At 63.2% G+C, this 15,548-nt stretch carries 10 protein-coding genes and 2 riboswitches; of the genes, 6 read left to right on the top strand and 4 right to left on the bottom strand.

What is annotated here, in order from left to right; genetic code table 11:
* Window positions 1-22: 22 nt before the first annotated feature.
* Window positions 23-2,941, bottom strand: a complete 2,919-nt coding sequence (locus tag CP49_RS19670; RefSeq protein ID WP_057851873.1) for a ribonucleoside-diphosphate reductase subunit alpha — start codon at window positions 2,939-2,941, stop codon at window positions 23-25.
* A gap of 119 nt (window positions 2,942-3,060) precedes the next feature.
* Window positions 3,061-3,276: riboswitch (cobalamin riboswitch) on the bottom strand.
* 145 nt (window positions 3,277-3,421) lie between these two features.
* A complete protein-coding gene (locus CP49_RS19665) occupies window positions 3,422-4,843 on the bottom strand; it encodes a short-chain fatty acyl-CoA regulator family protein (protein WP_057851872.1) in 1,422 nt (473 codons plus the stop codon).
* 134 nt (window positions 4,844-4,977) lie between these two features.
* Between CP49_RS19665 and CP49_RS19660 the strand changes: the two genes are divergently transcribed.
* The 6 genes from CP49_RS19660 to CP49_RS19635 all read left to right on the top strand — a co-directional run bounded on the left by CP49_RS19660 (window position 4,978) and on the right by CP49_RS19635 (window position 12,475).
* The gene (locus CP49_RS19660; RefSeq protein WP_057851871.1) at window positions 4,978-5,409 is read left to right on the top strand and encodes an acyl-CoA thioesterase; all 432 of its coding nucleotides are present in this window, start codon (window positions 4,978-4,980) and stop codon (window positions 5,407-5,409) included.
* Window positions 5,406-6,959: an MmgE/PrpD family protein gene (locus CP49_RS19655; protein ID WP_057851870.1), complete on the top strand. Its 1,554-nt coding sequence runs from the start codon at window positions 5,406-5,408 to the stop codon at window positions 6,957-6,959. Before CP49_RS19660 ends, CP49_RS19655 begins: the two co-directional genes overlap by 4 nt.
* Window positions 6,960-6,970: 11 nt before the next feature.
* A complete protein-coding gene (prpC, locus tag CP49_RS19650) occupies window positions 6,971-8,143 on the top strand; it encodes a bifunctional 2-methylcitrate synthase/citrate synthase (RefSeq protein WP_057851869.1) in 1,173 nt (390 codons plus the stop codon).
* A 10-nt stretch (window positions 8,144-8,153) separates the two neighbouring features.
* A complete protein-coding gene (gene prpB, locus CP49_RS19645) occupies window positions 8,154-9,074 on the top strand; it encodes a methylisocitrate lyase (RefSeq protein ID WP_057851939.1) in 921 nt (306 codons plus the stop codon).
* Window positions 9,075-9,178: 104 nt separating this feature from the next.
* Window positions 9,179-9,392, top strand: a riboswitch (cobalamin riboswitch).
* A 108-nt stretch (window positions 9,393-9,500) separates the two neighbouring features.
* A complete protein-coding gene (metE, locus tag CP49_RS19640) occupies window positions 9,501-11,885 on the top strand; it encodes a 5-methyltetrahydropteroyltriglutamate--homocysteine S-methyltransferase (RefSeq protein ID WP_057851868.1) in 2,385 nt (794 codons plus the stop codon).
* A gap of 392 nt (window positions 11,886-12,277) precedes the next feature.
* A complete protein-coding gene (locus CP49_RS19635) occupies window positions 12,278-12,475 on the top strand; it encodes a hypothetical protein (protein WP_057851867.1) in 198 nt (65 codons plus the stop codon).
* A gap of 136 nt (window positions 12,476-12,611) precedes the next feature.
* Here CP49_RS19635 and ftsH read toward each other — a convergent pair whose 3' ends face one another.
* Both ftsH and tilS read right to left on the bottom strand, forming a co-directional pair.
* A complete protein-coding gene (gene ftsH / locus CP49_RS19630; protein ID WP_057851866.1) occupies window positions 12,612-14,534 on the bottom strand; it encodes an ATP-dependent zinc metalloprotease FtsH in 1,923 nt (640 codons plus the stop codon).
* 266 nt (window positions 14,535-14,800) lie between these two features.
* The coding region (tilS, locus tag CP49_RS19625; protein WP_057851865.1) for a tRNA lysidine(34) synthetase TilS at window positions 14,801-15,548 on the bottom strand (748 nt) is incomplete at its 5' end.

Genomic DNA, 15,548 nt, shown 5'->3' with positions numbered 1-15,548 from the left:
ATTTCCTTCTTTTCTTGTCTGCTTACTGGCAGGCTTCGCATTCGGGATTGTCGATGGAACACGCGACCGCGTCGGACAGGTCAGGCGCCGTGATCGCCGACGGAACGATGATCGGTGCGGCGGCCGACAGCACAGGCGCGGCCGCAACGGCGTTGAGCTTGCCGTCGGTGCCCCGCAGCGTGGACTTTTCGACATGCGTCGCGCTGCGCGAGCGCAAGTAATAGGTCGTCTTCAGACCGCGCACCCAAGCCAGACGATAGAGTGCATCGAGCTTCTTGCCGCTAGGGTTGGCGATGTAGAGGTTGAGCGACTGCGACTGATCGATCCATTTTTGCCGCCGCGAGGCCGCCTCGATCAGCCAGGCGCTATCGATCTCGAACGCGGTGGCATAGAGCGCCTTGATGTCGCCTGGAATGCGATCGATCGCACCGACGCTGCCGTCGAAATATTTGAGATCGTTGACCATCACCTCGTCCCACAGCCCGCGCGCTTTGAGGTCGCGTACCAAAAACCCATTCACTACGGTGAAGTCGCCGGACATGTTGGATTTGACATAGAGGTTCTGGTAGGCGGGCTCGATCGACTGCGCCACGCCGCAGATGTTCGAAATGGTGGCCGTCGGCGCGATCGCCATCACGTTCGAATTGCGCATGCCGGTCGATTTGACGCGCTCGCGCAGAAGGTCCCAGTCGAGCGTCACGCCGCGGTCCATCGCGAGGCCGCCGCGGGCTTCCGCCAGCAGCTCGATCGAATCGATCGGCAAAATGCCCCGGCTCCACAGCGAGCCGTCGAACGACGGATAGCGCCCGCGCTCGGCGGCGAGATCGACCGAGGCCGAGATCGCATAATAGGAAATCATCTCCATGCTGGTATCCGCGAAGGCAACCGCCACATCGGAAGCCATCGCGATCCGCAACGCCTGCAGCGCATCCTGGAATCCCATCAGCCCGAGCCCGACCGGGCGGTGCCGCAGGTTGGAGCGGCGCGCTTCCGGGATGGTGTAGAAATTGATGTCGATGACGTTGTCGAGCATCCGCATCGCCGTGGTCACGCTACGCTTCAGCCGCGATTCATCCAGCCGCCCTTCCCGCACATGGTTGAGCAGATTGATCGAGCCGAGATTGCAGACGGCGGTTTCGTCGTCGGAGGTATTGAGTGTGATTTCGGTGCAGAGGTTCGAGGAATGGATGACGCCGGCATGGCGCTGCGGCGAGCGCAGATTGCAGGGATCCTTGAATGTGATCCAGGGATGCCCGGTCTCAAACAGCATGGTCAGCATCTTGCGCCAGAGATCGGTGGCGCGGACCTGCTTAAACACGCGGATTTCGCCGCGCTCCGCCTTGGCTTCATAGGCCGCGTAGCGCTCGGCGAAGGGCTGGCCATAGAGGTCATGCAGATCGGGCGTTTCATCCGGCGAGAATAGCGTCCATTCGCCGTCAGCCTCGACGCGCTGCATGAACAGGTCAGGCACCCAGTTCGCAGTGTTCATGTCATGGGTGCGGCGGCGGTCGTCGCCGGTGTTCTTGCGCAGATCGAGGAATTCCTCGATGTCGATGTGCCAGGTTTCGAGATAGGCGCAGACCGCACCTTTACGCTTTCCGCCCTGATTGACGGCGATCGCGGTGTCGTTGGCGACTTTCAGGAACGGCACCACGCCCTGGCTCTCGCCATTGGTGCCCTTGATATGGGCGCCGAGCCCGCGCACGCGTGTCCAGTCATTGCCGAGCCCGCCGGAATATTTCGCCAGCAGAGCGTTGTCCTTGACCGACTTGAAGATGCCGTCGAGATCGTCGGCAATGGTGGTGAGGAAGCAGGACGACAGTTGCGGCCGCAGCGTGCCCGAGTTGAACAACGTCGGCGTCGAAGCCATGAAGTCGAAAGAGGACAGCAAATCGTAGAATTCGATGGCGCGCGCCTCGCGGTCGATCTCGCGCAGCGCAAGGCCCATGGCGACGCGCATGAAGAACGCCTGCGGCAGTTCGATGCGGTTGCCGCGCTCATGCAGGAAATAGCGGTCGTACAGCGTCTGCAGCCCCAGAAACTGAAACGCCAGATCGCGCTCCGGCTTCAGTGCCGCGGCGAGCCTTTTCAGGTCGAACCGCGCGAGATCGGGATCGAGCAGTTCGGCATTGATGCCGGTCTTGATGTAGGCCGGAAAGTATTCGCCGTAGCGCACGGCCATGTCGGCCTGCGAGGCGCTGGTCGGCGTCCCCTCCACAAAAGACAGCACCTCGGTGCGCAGCTTGTCGAGCAGCAGCCGCGCGCTGACATAAGCGTAGTTCGGCTCCTGCTCTACCAGCGTGCGCGCGGCCATCACCGACGCCAACGCCAGTTCGCCCTCGCCGATGCCGTCATAGAGATTGCGCTGCGTCTCAGAGAGCACGGCCGCGGCTGCCACGCCCTCGAGCCCGGCGCAGGCCTCTTCGATGATCAGCGTCAGACGCGCGATATCAATCGGGACCTGCATGCCGCTCGCCAGCGTGACGCGCAGCGAAGGCTCCGCCGAGGGCTGAGCGGCATTGGCTGCTTCCTGCCCGGCGCGCTGGCGTGTGCGCTCTTCGCGATACAGCACATAGGCGCGCGCGACCTTGTGGTGCTCGCTGCGCATCAAGGCGAGTTCGACCTGGTCCTGCACGTCCTCGATATGAAAGGTGCGCCCCTCGCTCATCCGGCGCGACAGCGCGCCGACGACTTCGGAAGTCAGTTGCTCGACGATTTCATGGACGCGGCGGGAGGCGGCCGCGCCATGCCCCTCGACCGCGAGGAACGCCTTGGTCATCGCGACCGAGATCTTGCTGGCGTCGAATTTCGAAACCGTGCCGTTACGGCGGATCACCTGCATCGGCAGCGCACCTCCCGGCAAAGCTGACGATTCGGTGCGCAACGCGAGAAAGGGAGCGGCTTTGGCTTCGGGAGAAACGAGTTGAGAAGATTGCGACATCGGCAGACCCCGTAGTGTTGTTGAGGCTCTGGATGTCTTGAGGCGACGCTGCATAGGATGCCCGGCGCAAGGTACCGGCATGAATCTGCAAGCGACCGCCGGGACACCCCGCCCGTGGACGTTTTTTCGGTGTCGCGGCAGGTCTCCTGGCTCGCAGGTCAGCGTTGCACCCGGTCTTCCCAATGCGTGGCCGCATCAGTGACGTGAAATCGGGAGCAACTCACTGCTTACAGTTGCGGGGGCAGCGCCGGACTCTCGCAAAACATGCGATACACCGGCTTCCCTCTTAGCCACCAAATCTTGCGATCTGGCGGGCCGTGACGCCTATATCTGGTATTATTCGCAGCGGAGTGTCAATGGGGCCGGGGGAATCGATGCCCGCAATTTCCAAAAAAATCCGCAAGAGGGATGGGGAACACGAAAGAGCCGATTCTTTCTCCGCGTGAAAGCCGTTTTCCCCGATATCCCGGCTATGTGAGATCATGACGTGGCATAGGGCGCGAAGCGCGATCGCGTCTCGTCGATTCGAAGGGCCCGGCCAACAGGTGGAAACGCCCGCTGCGGACAAGCGGGCCGTTCGCACACCTTGCAGCCCATGCCGATCGGCGTCGCCAGCGATGGATCGATCTTGAGGCCCTGCGAATAGATGATTCGCTCGGCATGGCGAACATCACATCCCAGGGCAACGGCAAACGTCTTGGCGGGCGCTCCGTAGCCTCCGCTGCCGTGCGACACCGTCCGGGCAACCCAGAGATAGGTTCGCTCATCAGGCATCCGCGCCAATTGCGTCAGAATACGCCCCGGGTTGGCGAAGGCCTCATAAACGTTCCACAGCGGACAGGTGCCACCGACCCGCGAAAAATGGAAGTCGGTCGCCGATTGCCGCTTCGATATATTTCCGGCGCGATCGACGCGGATGAAGAAGAACGGCACGCCCCGCGCATTATGGCGCTGCAGGGTGCTGAGCCGGTGACAGATCGTTTCAAAGCCCACGCCGAACCGGTGACTGAGCAATTCGATATCGTAACGGCATCGCTCCGCCTCGTTGAGGAAAACAGCGTATGGCAAAATCAGCGCGCCGGCGAAATAATTCGCAAGCCCGATGCGGGCCAGGCCGCGCGCTTCGTCGCTGGTGAACTTTGCCTTGTCGACGATCGAACGGATCGCCTCGTCCAGTTCCAGAATGGCGATCTGCGTCGCGAGCTGGAATGCCTGCTGGCCCGGATCAAGGCTTGGCGACAGCCGCAGCGTTCGTGTGCGGCCATCGAACAGGCGCTGCGTTCCCGATCCCAGCTCGTCGCTTGCGTCGATCAGGACAGTCACGCCATGCCGGCTTTCGAGATACGACACCAGGCCCGGCGTCATCCGCCCGATCGGCAATTCCATCCGGCCCGCGATCGCTTCCGCCGCATCGTCGAGCTCGGCAATGTGGTTGTGCTGCAGATAAAAGAAGTCGCGGACTTCCTCGAACGGCGTGGACGCCAGAACCGCCGCCGTTGCCTGACGGTCCTCGCCGAGCCGCGCGGAAAGCGCCGCATATTGCTCGGCGGCATGGCGATATTTGCGGTTCAGATTGACCAGCGCGCGCCCGACCGCGGGCATGCTCTGCGCGAGTTCGCGAAGTTCGGCGACAGCGATTGTCTCACCCAACGAAGGATCCGCAAGCGCTTCGCGCAAGTCCGAGATCAAGCGGGCTTCGTCGCCCTCGGCGAACGACTGCACGTCAAGGCCGAACACCGAATTGAGCGCCAGCAGCACCGGCACGGTGAGTGGACGCTGATTGTTTTCCAGTTGGTTGAGGTAGCTCAGCGATATCCCGAGTTTGCCGGCAAGCGCCGCCTGCGTCAGGCGCTGCTCCTCGCGCAATCTTTTCAACCGCACGCCCATGAAGGTCTTTTTCATCACATCACCTTCGCAAACTTTGCAGGCTGGCTGGGGTTTCTTCGCAAGACTATGCTTTTTCAGCCATTTCGATGGGGCCCGCTTGTAGATATTGCGAAGTCGGTACGGAATGACAAGTCGTCCGGAGCAGGAAAATGCATGCAGCGGCGTCGCCAAACCTTCATCCCGACGAAACCCGGTTCGTGGAGATGGTGTTTCCGGAGCAGGCCAATCACTACGGCACGCTGTTCGGCGGCCATGCCCTGAGCCTGATGGGCAAGGCGGCATTCGTCACGGCCACGCGGCGCGCCCGCCAGAGCGTCGTCATGGCGACCTCGGACAAGATCGAATTTCACGAGCCGATCCATGTCGGCGAGCTCATCGAACTCATTGCTCAGGTCGTACGCGTCGGCCGCAGCTCCATGACGGTTACCGTCGACATGGTCCGCGAAGACCTGATCAGCGGCCGGCGGAAATCCGCGGTGCGCGGGACATTCGAGATGGTCGCGGTGGACGAATTCGGCCGTCCGGTCCCGATCACGCGACCAACCATGACCGATCCAATTCAGAAGGAAGCTGCGTCTTGAAACAGCATAGCGTTCGTACTTTCAAATCGGCCGATCGTCTCCCGCGCGCGAGCCAACTGGCCTGGAAGATCGCCGAGGTGGCCGCTGACCCGGTCGCGGTCGAGAGCGATGTGGTGGAAATGCTGGGCAACCGCATCATCGACAACGCCGCCGTTGCCGCAGCCTCGGTCGCTCGGCGTCCCGTCGTCAGCGCGCGAACGCAAGCCGAGGCGCATCCATTTCAGCCGGGGGCCACCGTGTTCGGATTGACGCGGTCGCAGCGGATTTCGCCGGAATGGGCCGCGTGGGCCAACGGCGTCGCCGTCCGCGAACTCGATTTCCACGATACGTTCCTGGCGGCGGACTATTCGCATCCCGGCGACAACATTCCGCCGGTACTGGCTGTCGCCCAGCACTGCGGGCTAGCGGGCGCGGACCTCGTTCGCGGGCTGGCTGCGGCCTACGAGATTCAGATCGATCTCGTGAAGGGCATCTGCCTGCACGAGCACAAGATCGATCACATCGCCCATCTCGGGCCGTCCGCCGCCGCCGGGATCGGCGCGCTGCTCGGATTGCATGCCGAGACGATCTATCAGGCCGTTCAGCAGGCGCTCCACGTCACCACGACGACGCGGCAGTCGCGCAAGGGCGAGATATCGAGCTGGAAGGCCTATGCGCCGGCTTTCGCTGGCAAGATGGCGATCGAATCCGTCGATCGCGTGATGCGCGGCGAAGGCGCGCCGTCACCCGCCTATGAGGGCGAGGACGGCTTCATCGCCTGGCTGCTCGGCGGGCCCAGCGCGGAATACACGGTGCCGCTGCCGGAAAAGGGCGAGCCCAAGCGCGCCATTCTCGACACCTACACCAAGGAGCACTCGGCCGAATATCAGAGCCAAGCCTTGATCGACCTCGCGCGCCGGCTCGGACCGAAGATCGGCGATCTCTCGAAGATCGAAAGCATCGTCATCCACACCAGCCATCACACCCACTACGTCATCGGCACCGGCGCCAACGACCCGCAGAAGATGGACCCGAAGGCGAGCCGCGAAACGCTCGACCATTCGATCATGTACATTTTCGCGGTCGCGCTGGAAGACGGCGGCTGGCATCACGAACGATCCTATGCCCCAGAGCGCGCGGGCCGCGACACGACGGTCGCGCTGTGGCGCAAGATCTCGACCGTCGAAGACCCCGCATGGACCCGCCGCTACCACAGCCACGATCCGAAGGAAAAGGCGTTCGGCGGCCGCGTCGTCGTGAAGCTGAAGGGCGGCTCCGTCTTCAGCGACGAAATTGCGCTGGCTGATGCGCATCCGCTGGGCACCCGCCCGTTCAAGCGGCCGGACTACATCCGGAAGTTCCGCAACCTGGCGGAAGGCGTGATCAGCGCGGCTGAGCAGGATCGCTTCATCGCAACGGTCGAGAGGCTGGCCTCACTCAAAGCAGGAGAGCTGACCGACCTCACCTTCACGGTCGATCCAAAATTCCTCGGCAGGGCGTCAACGCACGGCATCTTCGATTGGCATGACGCCGCCGCGGTTGCGGTCCACTGCGCTGCCGGCAATCGATAAGGGAGATTGAGATGACGGACATCAAGCCCGCCCCCAAAAAATCGGTTGCGCTCTCCGGCGTCATTGCCGGCGACACTGCGCTGTGCACGGTCGGCCGCACCGGAAACGACCTGCATTATCGCGGCTACGACATTCTCGATGTCGCGGAAAGCTGCGAATTCGAGGAGATCGCGTATCTTCTCGTTCACGGCAGCCTGCCCACGCTGCCCGAGCTCAGAAACTACAAGGCCAAGCTGAAGGCGCTGCGCGGGTTGCCGCTCGCGGTGTTGCAGACGCTGGAGTTGCTGCCCGCCGCCGCACATCCGATGGACGTCTTAAGAAGCGGCGTCTCCGCGCTCGGCTGCATCCTGCCGGAAGCCCATGATCACAATCAGCCCGGCGCGCGCGATATTGCCGACCGGCTGATGGCCTCGCTCGGATCGATGCTGCTCTACTGGCACCACTACGCCCACCACGGCCGCCGGATCGACGTCGAAACCGACGACGATTCGATCGGCTCGCACTTCCTGCATCTGCTCCATGGCAGGAAGCCGCCACCATCGCACGAGCGTGCGATGCATACCTCGCTGATCCTCTACGCGGAGCACGAGTACAACGCCTCGACGTTCACTGCGCGCTCGATCGCCGGAACCGGCTCGGACCTCTATTCCGCGATAACAGGCGCGATCGGCGCGCTGCGCGGACCAAAGCATGGCGGCGCCAACGAAATCGCCTTCGAAGTGCAGAAGCGCTACGGCGACACGGAAGAGGCGGAGGCCGATATCCGTCGGCGCGTCGCGGCCAAGGAAGTCATCATCGGCTTCGGTCATCCAGTCTACACCATTGCCGATCCACGCAACAAGGTGATCAAGGAAGTCGCGCGTCGCCTCAGCATCGAGGGCGAAAGCACCCGGATGTTCGAGATCGCGGAGCGGATCGAGGCTGTGATGGCCGACGCCAAGAAGATGTTCGCCAATCTCGACTGGTTCAGCGCGGTCTCCTACCACGCGATGGGGGTGCCGACCGCGATGTTCACGCCGCTGTTCGTGATTTCACGGACGTCCGGATGGGCGGCGCATGTGATAGAACAGCGCATCAACAACAAGATCATCCGCCCGGCCGCAAACTATGTCGGCCCGGAGAATCTGAAGTTCGTGCCGCTGCATGAGCGTGGCAAAGCCGCCATCGCCCCACGCGCCGCGTAAGGAAGCAACGATGGTATATCTCCTGGGTACTGATCTCGCCGACAACCCCGCAGGGGCCCGCTTCCGCGACCTCCTGGGCAGACCAGGCATTCTTCAGATGCCGGGCGCGCACAACGGAATGGCCGCGCTGCAGGCCCGCGACGCCGGTTTTTCCGCGCTCTATCTGTCAGGCGCGGCAATGACGGCTTCGATGGGCCTGCCCGATCTCGGCATTATCACAATCGAGGAAGTCGCCTTCTTCATCCGCCAGGTGGCGCGCGCCGGCGGCCTGCCGGTTCTGGTCGATGGCGACACTGGTTATGGCGAAGCGCTCAATGTCATGAACATGGTGCGCACCTTCGAGGATGCCGGTGCAGCGGCCGTTCATATCGAGGACCAACTTCTTCCGAAGAAGTGCGGCCATCTCAACGACAAGAAGCTGGCGGATGCGCGCGACATAGCCGCCAAGGTCGCCGCCGCCGCAAAGGCGCGGCGGCATCTCTATCTGATCGCGAGGACGGATGCCGCGGCGAGCGAAGGGATGGACGGCGCGGTGGCGCGTGCCAAACTTTATCTGGAAGCGGGAGCGGACGCGATCTTCCCGGAAGCGATGATCTCGCGCGAGATGTTCGAGGAGTTTGCAAGGCGCGTTCCCGGCGTTCCATTGCTCGCGAACATGACGGAGTTTGGCAAGACGCCCTTCTTCACCGCATCCGAGTTCGAGGCCATGGGCTATCGCATGATGATCTGGCCGGTGTCGTCGCTCCGCGTCGCCAACAAGGCCCAGCAGACTCTATTCACGACCCTCAAACGCGACGGCAGCACCTGCAAGATGCTCGACCAGATGCAGACGCGCGCCGAACTCTACGCAACGATCGGGCTGCACGACTACGAGGCGCTCGACGCCTCCATCGTCAAAACCGTCGTTCCCACAGGCATGCCGCAGAGGTGAATATGTAGCTATCGCAGCTTCGATCGGAACGGCGTTCATCGAACGATGGCAGAGAGCGCAGCGGGGGAACGACCGATCTCATGTTGACTGAGACCGCCATTGATCTTAACTGAACCCGTCGTGGTTCTTCGGGCTGGTTCGGCCCGAAGCTAAGAGGGAAGCCGGTGCGGCCGAAAAGCCAAAGCCGGAGCTGCCCCCGCAACTGTAAGCGGCGAGCCGCTGTCCAACAAAGTCACTGAGACCTTTCAAGGTTTCGGGAAGGCCGGACAGCAGCACTGACCCGCGAGCCAGGAGACCTGCCTCGACAACATACACGTCCTCGGGCGGGGTGTCCCGGTGGTGCGGTTGCGATTCCGCGCGCGCTGCCGCACGCGGAATCCAGACGTGTCACTTCGGCCTTTGCCCCCAACTTTTGGGGTTAAGCCAATGTCTTCTACATCGCCATCTTCTACATCATCTACTTCCACAATCTCCACTTCCTCGCTTGCCGTTGCCTCCCTCGGCACGCCACGTATCGGCCCGCGCCGCGAGCTGAAATTCGCCTTGGAAAGCTTCTGGTCGGGCGCAACCGACGAGAGGGCGCTGATCGAAACCGGTGCCGGGCTTCGCGCCGCCAACTGGGCGCGCCAGAAGAAACTCGGCGTCAGCGTGATTCCATCGAACGATTTCTCATTCTACGACCAGATGCTCGACACGTCAGTGATGGTCGGTGCTGTTCCGGAAATCTATCGCTGGAACGGCGGCCCGGTCCCGCTTGCGACCTATTTTGCGATGGCCCGCGGTGCGCAAGGCAAAACGCAAGAGGCGAGCTGCGGCCATATCAATCACGGGCGCGACGCCGCGCAAGGCATGCCGGCGCTGGAAATGACAAAATGGTTCGACACCAACTACCACTACATGGTGCCCGAACTCGCAAGGGACCAGAAATTCACCCTCGCCTCGCGCAAGCCGATCGAAGAGTACGAGGAAGCGAAAGCGCTGGGCTATCAGACCCGCCCGGTGCTGGTCGGCCCGGTCACGTTTCTCAAACTCGCCAAGAGCAAGGATGCCGGATTCAATCCGCTGTCCCTGCTTGATCGGTTGCTGCCGGTTTACATCGACGTCCTGCGCGAACTGGCTTGCCGGGGCGCCGAATGGGTGCAGATCGACGAGCCATGTCTTGTGCTCGACCTCGATATCGTCGGGCAGCAGGCGCTGCATTACGCCTATACGGAGATCGCGAGTGCGGTGCCGCAGCTCAAGATCATGCTGGCAACCTATTTCGGCGGGCTGGGCGGCAACCGCGATACCGCGCTGGCGCTGCCCGTCGCCGGCCTGCATCTCGATCTGGTACGCGCGCCTGAGCAGATCGACGGCCTGGCCGATTTTTCTGATGACCGCGTGCTGTCGCTCGGCATCATCGACGGCCGCAACATCTGGCGTGCGGATTTGAGCCGGATCCTCCACCGGCTCGAGCCTGTGATCGCGAAGCTCGGCAAGGACCGAGTGCAGATCGCACCCTCCTGCTCACTGTTGCATGTCCCGATCGACCTGGCGCTGGAAACGGGGCTCGATTCCGAAATCAAAAGCTGGCTGGCGTTCTCGGTGCAGAAGCTCGAGGAACTGTCGACGCTCGGGACGGCGCTCGCCGGTGGGCGCGGCGCCGCGGAAGCCAGCCTGCGCACCTCGGACGAGGCGGCCGCCGCCCGCAAGGCGTCGCCGCGGATTCACGATGCAAAGGTTGCGGCGCGCATTGCCGGTATCGATGACGCCATGCGTCGCCGCGCCAACGCATTCGCCGAGCGCGCCGGCGTTCAGCACGAGCGCTTCAACCTGCCCGCCTTTCCGACCACGACCATCGGCTCGTTCCCGCAGACGGCCGAAGTCAGGAAAGCGCGCGCCGCGCACGCCAGCGGTGCCCTGACTGACGAAGTCTACAAGATCTATCTGCAGGACCAGACGGCCCGCGCCGTGCAGTGGCAGGAAACCATCGGTCTCGACGTGCTCGTGCATGGCGAGTTCGAGCGCAACGACATGGTGCAGTATTTCGGCGAACAGCTCGCGGGCTTCGCCTTCACCACGCACGGCTGGGTGCAGTCCTACGGATCGCGCTACGTCCGTCCGCCGGTGCTGTTCGGCGACGTCTCGCGCCCGAAGCCGATGACGGTCGAGTGGTGGCAATACGCCCAGTCGCTGACGAAAAAGCCGATGAAGGCGATGTTGACCGGTCCCGTCACCATCCTGAACTGGTCGTTCGTCCGCGACGATATTGCGCGCAGTGAGGCCTGCCGTCAGATCGCGCTCGCGATCCGCGACGAGGTCGCCGATCTCGAGGCTGCCGGCGCCGGGATGATCCAGATCGACGAGGCGGCGCTGCGCGAGGGATTGCCGCTACGCCAATCGGAATGGAAGGCGTATCTGGACTGGACCGTTGACGCCTTCCGTCTCTGCTCGTCCGGCGTGCGCGACGAGACGCAGATCCACACCCACATGTGCTACTCGGAGTTCAACGACATCATCGATGCGATCGGCGCGATGGACGCCGACGTGATCTCGATCGAAACCTCGCGTTCGAAAATGGAGCTGCTCGATGCGTTCAGGAACTACCGTTATCCGAACGAAATCGGCCCCGGTGTCTACGACATTCATTCGCCGCGGGTGCCGGAGATCGAAGAGATGACTGCCCTGCTCAAGCTGGCACGGATGCGCCTCACCGATACCCAGATCTGGATCAATCCGGATTGCGGATTGAAGACCCGCAAATGGGAAGAGGTGCGACCCGCGCTCGTCAACATGGTGGCGGCGGCCCGCGAATTGCGGGCGTCCGCCTAGCGCGAGAACGACCCCTTCTCTAGTCTTGCCGCAGATGCGTAGGTGGGCAAAGGCGCACTTCGCGCCGTGCCACCTATCTTTCCAAGATCGTCAGTGAGAATGGTGGGCACGCTTCCGCCTTCGCTCTTCGAGCCACGGCGGACAAGTCGCTTTGCCTACCCACTGCCGGCAGACCTCATCCTGAGGAGCGCGTCTTCGCGCGTCTCGAAGGATGAATGGCACCAGCGGGGCCTCGTGGTTCTCCCGGCGATGCGAAGCATCGTCCGGAGACGGCGCGGAGCCCGTCATCGGGCCGCGCTATGCGCGGACCCGTTGGCGCCTCCTCACCATGAGGGTTCAATAGCTGCTACGACTATCTTTATGATCACCGCGAGAGATCGAAGGAGACTGCGATGCGCTTCTGGATTCAATGCACGAGGTTCGAGACGGGGCAACCCGTCCACATCAATATCGCGCTCGTCGGCAGCATGTCACGCGACGGCGAGCGCACCGTGCTTGCCTTTGTCAGTGGCGACGGGGAGACGATCGAAGTGGTAGAGACGCCGGAGCATATCCTGGCCGTGCATCTCGGCGCACCGGCGAAAGCATAACTCACCTCGTCGCGGCAACCACGTCATTGCGAGCGAACGGGGCGCGCATTCGCGCGACCCGTTGGCCCGCAATGACGACAGCGCGCAAAAAAACGCGGCGTCTCCGCCGCGTTTCTTGTTCGAGATGGCAATCAGCTTACGCCTGCGGTTGCGGCTCCAGACCCGGGTCCGGATCGGGACGCGGGCGCGGCTTGCCGGCGGGCGGCACGGCGGAAGCGCGCGGCGTGCTCGGCTCCAGCACCGACTCGCGGTTGGGCTTCTTGCCCTTCAACAGGTCGATGATCTCGTCGCCGCTCAGCGTCTCGAATTCGAGCAGGCCCTTGGCGAGCGTCTCTAGGTCATCACGCTTGTCGGTGAGGATCTTGGTTGCCTCGTTGTAGCCTTCCTCGACCAGCCGCTTGATCTCCTTGTCGATCTTCTGGACGGTCGCTTCCGAGGCATTCTGCGTGCGCGACACCGACATGCCCAAAAACACCTCGTCCTGGTTTTCGCCGTAGGACACGGTGCCGAGCTCTTCAGACAGACCCCAGCGCGTCACCATCATGCGCGCCAGGCGCGTCGCCTGCTCGATGTCGGAGGCGGCGCCCGAGGTGACCTTCTCGCGGCCGAAGATCAGCTCTTCCGCGACGCGGCCGCCCATCATGATCGCCAGCCGCGACGTCATCTGCTCGAGCGACATCGACAGCTTGTCACGCTCGGGGAGCTGCATCACCATGCCGAGCGCACGGCCGCGCGGAATGATGGTCGCCTTGTGGATCGGATCGGTCGCGACGACGTTGAGGCCGACGATGGCGTGGCCGCCCTCGTGATAGGCCGTCAGCAGTTTCTCTTCCTCAGTCATGACGAGCGACTTGCGCTCGGCGCCCATCATCACCTTGTCTTTGGCTTCCTCGAACTCGGCCTGCGTCACCATGCGCTTGTTGCGCCGGGCAGCGGTCAGCGCCGCCTCGTTGACGAGGTTCATCAGGTCAGCGCCGGAGAAGCCCGGCGTGCCGCGCGCGATGGTCTTGAGGTTGATATCCGGCGCCAGCGGCACCTTGCGAACGTGAACTTTCAGGATCTGCTCGCGGCCGACGACGTCCGGATTCGGCACCACGACCTGGCGGTCGAAGCGGCCGGGACGCAGCAGCGCGGGATCGAGCACGTCGGGACGGTTGGTCGCCGCGATCAGGATCACGCCTTCATTGGCCTCGAAGCCGTCCATCTCGACCAGCAACTGGTTGAGCGTCTGTTCGCGCTCGTCATTGCCGCCGCCGAGGCCGGCGCCGCGATGGCGGCCGACCGCGTCGATTTCGTCGATGAAGATGATGCAGGGCGCGTTTTTCTTGGCCTGCTCGAACATATCCCTGACACGAGAGGCGCCGACGCCGACGAACATTTCGACGAAGTCAGAACCGGAAATGGTGAAGAAGGGCACGTTGGCTTCGCCCGCGACCGCGCGCGCGATCAGCGTCTTGCCGGTGCCGGGAGGACCGACCAGCAGCACGCCGCGCGGAATCCGTCCGCCGAGGCGCTGGAATTTTCCGGGGTCGCGCAGGAATTCGACGATCTCCTGCAGGTCCTGCTTGGCTTCGTCGACGCCCGCGACGTCCTCGAAGGTGACGCGGCCGTGGGCCTCCGTCAGCATCTTGGCGCGCGACTTGCCAAAGCCCATCGCCTTGCCGGCGCCGCCCTGCATCTGCCGCGACAGGAAGATCCACACGCCGATCAGCGCGATGAAGGGCAGCCAGGAGACGAGCAGCGACACGAACCACGGCACGTTGTCGCCGGGCGGCTTCGCGGTGATCGAAACTTTGCCGTCATAGAGGCGCTTCACCAGCGTGGGATCGTTGGGCGCATAGGTCTGGAACGAGGAGCCGTTGGTGAAGGTGCCGTGGATTTCCGGCCCCTGGATCACGACGTCGCGAACGCGGTTCTGATCGACCTCGCTCAAGAGCTGCGAAAACGAGATGTCCTGCGAGGACGCGCGCTGACCGGGATTCTGGAAAAGCGTGAACAATGCCAACAGCAGCAAAACAATGATGACCCAGAGGGCGAAGTTACGCAGATTGGCGTTCATTGATCTTCCTTCGTGGTCGCGCGGATCGCGGCCTTATGTCCTTGGCAGTAACCCTAGAGTATTCCTTGGGTAGTGAGGCGAGAATCCCCGGTCCACTACACCCAATCTAGGTGGCGCCCCGGTCAATGCCAAGGGAACAACACGGGACTATTTAACGCATCTTAGCGCGATTTCCCGGTCAAAAAATGGCGCAAAAGCCGGGGCTTTTGCGGGGTGGTTAAGGCTCTCCGTCCAATACCACGGATATTGCGATATGGGGACGCTTCTCACGCACGGCTACCCCGCCGCGGCGGCGCTGGATCGACATGAATTCGCCCCCCCGTCAAGCTGATCGCAGCCCCGGCAAGCGTCTGCTTCAGCCTTGCCTGTTTCTGACCGTTCGCAATGGCCCGGTCAAGCACCGCCAGTAGCGCCTCGACCTTGCCGAGTTCCGCCGGCCCTTCGTGACCGGCCCGGTCGATCACGCGCTTGAGCAGCCGAAGCCGGATTTCCTCGGGCAGACCGGCAAACGCCCCTGCATCGAACCCGAAGCGCGAGGCATCGTTGCGATCTCTCAAGGCGAGGTAGCGCTCGGCACCGTCGGTCAGCACTTCAATCGCGGCATTGGCCCGCGCCAGCCTCGATGCCAGCCGCGCCAGGTTCCGACTGTCGCCGCCCTCCCCGGCCAGAGCCGGCATCAACGCGCGCAGCCGCGGCCGCGTGAAGCTCATGTCGCGATTGGTGGCATCGTCGGCAAAGGTGATCTTCGCCTTGCCCAGCGTCGCAACGAGCCGGGATTTCGGGATGTCCAGCAACGGCCGCACCAGCCACACGCCGTCGCGCTCGGCCTCGCGCGCCATCGCCGCAAGACCGGCGATACCGCTGCCGCGCAGCAGCCGCATCAATAGCGTCTCGGCCTGGTCGTCGCGGGTATGCGCGGTCAGGATATGCGTCGCGCCAGTCGACCGCGCGGCTTTCGCCAGCAGGCGATAGCGCGCCGCGCGCGCTGCGGCCGGCAGGCCGGTCTTCGGTTTG

The organism is Bradyrhizobium valentinum, from assembly GCF_001440405.1.
Taxonomy (GTDB): Bacteria; Pseudomonadota; Alphaproteobacteria; order Rhizobiales; family Xanthobacteraceae; genus Bradyrhizobium; species Bradyrhizobium valentinum.
The sequence above is the reverse complement of the archived record's forward strand: the minus strand, read 5'-3'. Positions and strand labels throughout refer to the sequence as shown.

Coding starts and splice junctions, on each gene's coding strand:
- CP49_RS19670 (WP_057851873.1), bottom strand. CDS start 2,941: ATGTCGCAATCTTCTCAACTCGTTTCTCCCGAAGCCAAAGCCGCTCCC.
- CP49_RS19665 (WP_057851872.1), bottom strand. CDS start 4,843: ATGAAAAAGACCTTCATGGGCGTGCGGTTGAAAAGATTGCGCGAGGAG.
- CP49_RS19660 (WP_057851871.1), top strand. CDS start 4,978: ATGCATGCAGCGGCGTCGCCAAACCTTCATCCCGACGAAACCCGGTTC.
- prpC (WP_057851869.1), top strand. CDS start 6,971: ATGACGGACATCAAGCCCGCCCCCAAAAAATCGGTTGCGCTCTCCGGC.
- prpB (WP_057851939.1), top strand. CDS start 8,154: ATGGTATATCTCCTGGGTACTGATCTCGCCGACAACCCCGCAGGGGCC.
- metE (WP_057851868.1), top strand. CDS start 9,501: ATGTCTTCTACATCGCCATCTTCTACATCATCTACTTCCACAATCTCC.
- CP49_RS19635 (WP_057851867.1), top strand. CDS start 12,278: ATGCGCTTCTGGATTCAATGCACGAGGTTCGAGACGGGGCAACCCGTC.
- ftsH (WP_057851866.1), bottom strand. CDS start 14,534: ATGAACGCCAATCTGCGTAACTTCGCCCTCTGGGTCATCATTGTTTTG.